Genomic DNA, 3,934 nt, shown 5'->3' with positions numbered 1-3,934 from the left:
CCTGATACCGGTTACACCCTCTCACGACAATCGAGAGGAGCGCACATCCGAGCCAGAACCCAACAGTGCCTTTCATGGAACACCTCTTCTCGGAGAGCAGCACAAAAGCGAGGCGTCGCACAGACGCCTCGCTCGACCTTTTTATCGTTTGCTGCTCGGATTGTCGCCTTCATAACCCGGAGCCGGACCGGGTGGAGGGCCTGATGAGCCAAAGCCACCCACGGATTCAAACGGAACGCCTGGGGCACCCGGACCTTCGCCCTTTGCCTTCGGTTGCTCGCGGACCTTATTGATGTCGTTCATGTACTGGGAGACGTCCGGTGACATATCTTTGGAATAGACAGAACTCGTGATGGGATGCAAATCTTTTGGAGAGGCATTCAATGTCAGATGGCCTTTTTCCTGTTTGAACTGATACCATTGGAGGGGCAGCTGATACTTGGTCTCTTCCAACTCAAGCACCGCATACTCGATCTTTCCCGTTTTGGTGTCTTTCAGTAACTTCTCGATGGTGCCGAGTGTCTCTCCTTTCTTATTTTTCACGGTTTGATCCAAGTGCACTCCCTTTTCGTCGACTAACTCCCCATGACGCACAGGCACAACGTCATATTTCCCGACGATCCCCTCTCGGCCGCCAGTCATATCGGTTGCTCTTTCTTCAAAAGATGACGGCTGATTCATGCTCGGGTCGGACATCGCGTCACCGTGGCCTGGGGTGCGACTTCCCTCGGCGAAGACCCAAACCGGTGTGAGCACTATTGCGGCAATCGCGGCAATGAGCCTCGTACGGCACAATCGGTTACTCTCCTTCTTCATAGCGACCTCCATCTGTGTGTTATCAATAGTGAAATATGGACTTCCGAACGTTCAGTTAGTGATTGATCGACCGGTCGCAATGCCGTCCGGTATCTGTAGCTCGGCCGATTGCGAGAGCTTCATAATGGCGTGCATCATGTGTTCGGTCGCATCGGCGGTTTGTTGTTTCTCTCCATGTTCGATGGCTTCGCCCAACGCATAGACCCCTTCATTGAGACGTTCGTTATGACCGCTCCGCTGCGCGCGCTTGGCCGAATCGAGCGACTTCTTGGCATGGTTTACCAATGCATCCGACTTGCCCTTCTTTCCCGCCGATTCCGCTTCCATGGCGTGATTCAGCGCCTCGCGCACTGCATTGGTGAAATCAGGGACGTCACCGCTCATTGTTTGAGACGCTTCGGCGGACTTGGATCGGTCGACAGGCTTCGAGTGAGTGGGGTCCAATCCATAGAACTGATAGACTACTAGGGCCCACTCTGGACGCGACATATCAGGCCAATTGTCTTTGTCGAACCCTGGCGCATTTTTCAGGCGCTCCTCTTTCACATTGAGGATGAATTGTTCCTTGTCGCCGCTCAACGCCATAACTTCCCACGGCACTGCAAAGTACTTATCGCCGAGGCCCAGAAATCCACCGAAGGAGAGAACGGCATATTCGATATAACCCCCACTTCTCCAATTGATGACCAAGTCTTTGATCTCACCTAAGTTCTTCCCCTGCAGATTCGTCACTTCCTTGCCGATTAGGTCACTTGCCTTTGTCGCTCCCACCAGTTGTTTGTCTTCGCGAAGCAGTGCATGAGCCTGTGTCCAGTGGACAACGAAGCTCAATAGAGTTATCACTGTAATACTGACTATGATTCGAACCGGCTGCATGATCCGGCGCCTCCTTAATTGTGAATGGTGTACCTCTGCCAACCATTTCGTCTCATCTTTCACAACGGCATGCTTTGAAACCATATCTTCAACCGTCTCCGGCGTATCGTCATGACATCCATCTGTCATCTGTGGAACTCCGCTTCCGTGGCATTCGGCATACCAAACGACCTGGCGACCGATACATTCAAATCAGACCCGGTGTCGCCCGTCCTCATGTGGGCGGATGGAGCGGCAGTCGACCGATCACCTCGCTGGGCGACAACCGACGAGCGGTCGTAAAAGTGATGCGCCACAAACCCATGGACAACTTTAAGATGTTCTTCCGTCGTATCCAGCACGAAGTGTTCCTTGTTATCGCTCAGCGCTAATGCTTCCCCCGGGACGGCAACATATTCATCTCCTAATCCAAAAAATCCACCGAACGACAGCACGGCATATTCAATGTAACCGTCGTTCCGCCAGTTAATTATCAAGTCCTTGATCTTTCCGAGATTCTTCCCATCAGAATTTTTCACGAGTTTGCCGATCATATCCGTGGAATTCGAGATCTTCACCGATTGCTCCTCGGCATGGGCCAGGCTCCCTACGCCAACAAACACCAAAAACATCAGCATGACGATCCCACACCCCATTGTGGGAAGGTGTATCAGTCGGATAGTGATTGACGTGCTATCTGCATATCTCTTTGTCATGTACTCGCTCCGCTCACATTTAAACCGGTAAACCGGAGACTCTCTATAAAAGCACTTCTGCAAAACATAGGCCGCCTGGTGCCTTTCATTTTTCCTTCTGGTATTTCAACCTAAAGACCGCCCTTCAAGCTATCGCGGGATGCTTGTCCAATAGCACGAGAAAAGAAAGGCAAAGGAAAAATAAAAGGACTCTCCCCAGACATGCTCGGACAAGATGTCTGTCATGAGACAAGTCTTCCATGAAAGAGCGGTTCATAAAGACCCAGTGATTGATGCCTATCAGAAGGACTGCTCACATACTAGGCACCTCACTTGCATTGTTTAGGCAAGCACACTCCTGTATATTCCGGTGGCATGTTATCCGAGAACTCTACAACTGCTACCTGGCTGTTGATGGTTGATGATAGTAGAGTTGTAGGCACCTGAAGAAATGATGTCGGCTTATCTCAATAGCTCAATCTCAATGCAGTTTTCATTCTCTTCTTTCTTCCTTCTCATCATCGTTTCGATGGATTTGGTACTGACCGTTCGCGATGGCATAAAAGGGATACGATCCGACGTCACTATTGCGCGTGGAGACACAATGATTCGATGAGTTCACTTCCTCCTGCGTCCAAAACCGTGACAGCGACGACATCCTCGCCAACAGACGAACCTATGCGTGACAAGCCAGGGATCGACCGGCACCTGTGGGAAATCCAGCCCATTCGCGACCTGTTCATCCTCGGCGTCATCGCCGGGTTGGTCTGGTTCCTTTTTGAATTAAACAGCGTGTTCTTTCCTGTATTTATTGCGCTCTTATTCGCCTATCTGGTCAATCCATTCGTCGGTCATTCTTTCACGCGCTGGTCGATTCCACGTCCCGTCACGGTGGGAGTTCTTATGTTTATCTTGGCTCTCGCCGGCATTGGTATTGGGCTGTGGCTCGTGCCCCTTTTGATGGAGCAAGCCCAGTCACTCATACAGAAGATTCCGGTCTACGCGCGCAATATCTCAGAACGTTATGAACCTCTATTCAGCGGCTGGTCGTTAAGTTTTGGAGATCTCCTCGGACGTCTGACTAACGACCCGCTCACGACGCTCCAGCCTATTCTCTTGGGGACTGGTCATGCCTTCGGCCTGCTGGGACAGCTGCTGGGGATCACGGTCAATGCCGCCTTCTATATGATCTTGATCCCAATCTACTTTTTCTTCTTTGCCTGGCATTTTGAGAGCATGAGTCGGACCGTCGTTCCCCTGATACCTATTGCGCATCGACCGCATACTCTGCATGTGTTGCGCCGAATGGATATAGCCGTGCGAGGCTTTTTCTTCGAACGTTTCCTCATCGCGGTCATCACCGCTGTGTTGTATGCAGTAGGCTGGGCATTAACCGATGTCCCCTATTGGTTCCTTCTGGGAGTGGCCACAGGTCTGGCCTCCTTGGTGCCATATCTCTCCGCCATCGGATGGCCCTTAGCCGTCATATTGAAGTATGCCGATGCCGTGACCGCCGGGCAGTCCGTAGAAACCGGATGGATGGCAATCCTTTTATGGCCGAGCGTTTC

At 51.6% G+C, this 3,934-nt stretch carries 4 protein-coding genes; 1 reads left to right on the top strand and 3 read right to left on the bottom strand.

The window, feature by feature from the left end; translation table 11 throughout:
- Nucleotides 1–141: 141 nt before the first annotated feature.
- The 3 genes from ACOSYY_RS11025 to ACOSYY_RS11015 are packed head-to-tail and all read right to left on the bottom strand — an operon-like array spanning nucleotide 142 to nucleotide 2,309.
- On the bottom strand, nucleotides 142–816 hold the full coding sequence (locus tag ACOSYY_RS11025; protein WP_421662411.1) for a PRC-barrel domain-containing protein: 675 nt from the start codon (nucleotides 814–816) through the stop codon (nucleotides 142–144).
- 51 nt (nucleotides 817–867) lie between these two features.
- Entirely contained in the window at nucleotides 868–1,821 is a 954-nt protein-coding gene (gene smbP, locus ACOSYY_RS11020; RefSeq protein ID WP_421662410.1) for a small metal-binding protein SmbP, read from the bottom strand.
- Nucleotides 1,818–2,309 (bottom strand): PRC-barrel domain-containing protein, encoded by a 492-nt coding sequence (locus tag ACOSYY_RS11015; RefSeq protein ID WP_421662409.1) that lies wholly within the window; start codon nucleotides 2,307–2,309, stop codon nucleotides 1,818–1,820. Before ACOSYY_RS11015 ends, smbP begins: the two co-directional genes overlap by 4 nt.
- A gap of 735 nt (nucleotides 2,310–3,044) precedes the next feature.
- On the opposite strand from ACOSYY_RS11015, the gene ACOSYY_RS11010 reads away from it, so the two are divergent.
- On the top strand, nucleotides 3,045–3,934 hold an 890-nt coding region (locus ACOSYY_RS11010), incomplete at its 3' end, for an AI-2E family transporter (protein ID WP_421662408.1).

This window comes from Nitrospira sp. BLG_2 (assembly GCF_049222245.1).
Note: the sequence above shows the minus strand (reverse complement) of the source record. Positions and strands in the feature narration are given on the sequence as shown.

What these genes read in the sequence shown, in the direction of transcription:
- ACOSYY_RS11025 (WP_421662411.1), bottom strand. Translation starts at nt 816, where the DNA reads ATGAAGAAGGAGAGTAACCGATTGTGCCGTACGAGGCTCATTGCCGCG.
- smbP (WP_421662410.1), bottom strand. Translation starts at nt 1,821, where the DNA reads ATGACAGATGGATGTCATGACGATACGCCGGAGACGGTTGAAGATATG.
- ACOSYY_RS11015 (WP_421662409.1), bottom strand. Translation starts at nt 2,309, where the DNA reads ATGCTGATGTTTTTGGTGTTTGTTGGCGTAGGGAGCCTGGCCCATGCC.